The 1,572-nt window shown below is 73.2% G+C and carries 1 protein-coding gene and 1 pseudogene; both read left to right on the forward strand.

Annotated features, from left to right (window positions below):
• Nucleotides 1-1,163, forward strand: a 1,163-nt coding sequence (locus CWIS_RS18570) for a hypothetical protein (protein ID WP_053071496.1), incomplete at its 5' end; no start/stop codon positions are given.
• Nucleotides 1,160-1,572, forward strand: a pseudogene (locus tag CWIS_RS01795) (hypothetical protein); the annotation flags it as partial. The gene CWIS_RS18570 and the pseudogene CWIS_RS01795, both read left to right, overlap by 4 nt.

Below are 1,572 nucleotides of genomic sequence, written 5' to 3' on the forward strand. Positions count from 1 at the left end.
CGCCGTACGCGGGTCAGCAGCCGAGCGACCAGCCCGTCGACCGGCCCGTCGACCAGCCGCCGGCGCCGTACGGCCAGCAGCCGCCGTACCCGCAGCAGCCCTATCCCCAGCAGCCGTACGGAGAGCCCGCGTACGGGCAGCCCGCCTACGGACAGGCGCCCTACCCGCCCGCCGGGTACGGGCCCGCGGCGCCCGGGTACGGCCCCGGGGCCTGGCAGGCCCCGGCGGCTCGGCCGGGGATCATCCCGCTGCGGCCGCTCAACCTGGGCGAGATCCTCGACGGCGCGTTCCGCGCGGTGCGAGCGAACCCGACCGTCATGTTCGGCCTCTCTCTGATGGTCATCGCGGTCGCCGTCCTGCTCAAGGCCGTGCTCACGTGGTACATCGGCGGCCTGCTGTCCGGCGAGCTCACCACGTGGCTCGACGAGCAGTCGCTGCAGGGCGAAGGGTTCGACAGCGAGTCCTCGTCGCTCCTGGGTGCGAGCTTCGCGCAGCTCGTCGCGCTGCCCGTCTCCGCGCTCGCGTCGACCGTGCTCACGGGCCTGCTCATCGTGTCGGTCAGCCGCTCGGTGATCGGCCGCAAGGTCACGATCTCCGAGGTGCTCCGCTCGGGCCGCGTCTGGCACGTCGTCGGCTTCACGCTGCTCATCGGGGTGGCGAGCGCGCTCGCACTCGGCGCGCTCGTGACCGTGGGGGTGCTGATCGCCCGCACCGAGAGCTGGGGGCTGTTCGCGCTCTACGTCGTGGCCGCGGTCGTGGTGGTCGTCGTCGTCAGCGTGTGGGTCTCGGTCCGCACGCTGCTCGTCCCCGCCGCGCTCATGCTCGAGGAGCGCAGGTTCTGGCCGACCGTCGCGCGGGCGTGGCGGCTGACGCGGGGCAGCTTCTGGCGCCTGTTCGGCATCTACCTGCTGCTGAGCGTGATCGTCGGCATCGTCGCGCAGATCATCCAGTACCCCGTGACGCTCGTGCTCATGTTCGTCGTGCCGAGCACCGACGTGCTGAGCTTCGGGGCGATCGCGGCGACGTCGGTCGGCGAGATCCTCGCGCTCACGCTGACGACCGTGTTCATGTCGTCGGTCGTCGCGCTGCTCTACATCGACACGCGCATGCGCCGCGAGGGCCTGGACATCGAGCTCGCGCGCGCCGCGGAGCAGACCAGGTGACCTCTGCGGCACTCGTCGCCCGCACGGTCACCGACGTCGTGCGGGCCGTCGTCGCGCGCGCCGAGCCGCCCGTGGCGCCCGATGCCGAGACGGCGCGGCGCTGGGCGCTCGAGGAGCTCTCGCGTCCCGAGTACTCCGATCAGCGCTCGATCCTGGAACGCCTGCTCGACTGGTTCCTGAGGCAGTTCCAGGACGTCCAGGGCCGCGTCCACCTCGACGGCCCGATGATCGCCGTCGTGGTCGGCGGCGCGATCGTCGTCGCGCTGCTCATCGCCTGGTGGGTGGCCGGTCCGGTGCGCAGCGGGCGCGCGTCCGCCGCGCGGGCCGTGCTCGCGCACGACGACGCGCGGACGGCCGCCCAGCTGCGTGCGGCAGCCGACGCCGCGGCACGCGCGGGCGACTGGGACAC

The organism is Cellulomonas sp. A375-1 (assembly GCF_001040865.1).
Classification (GTDB): Bacteria; Actinomycetota; Actinomycetes; order Actinomycetales; family Cellulomonadaceae; genus Cellulomonas; species Cellulomonas gelida.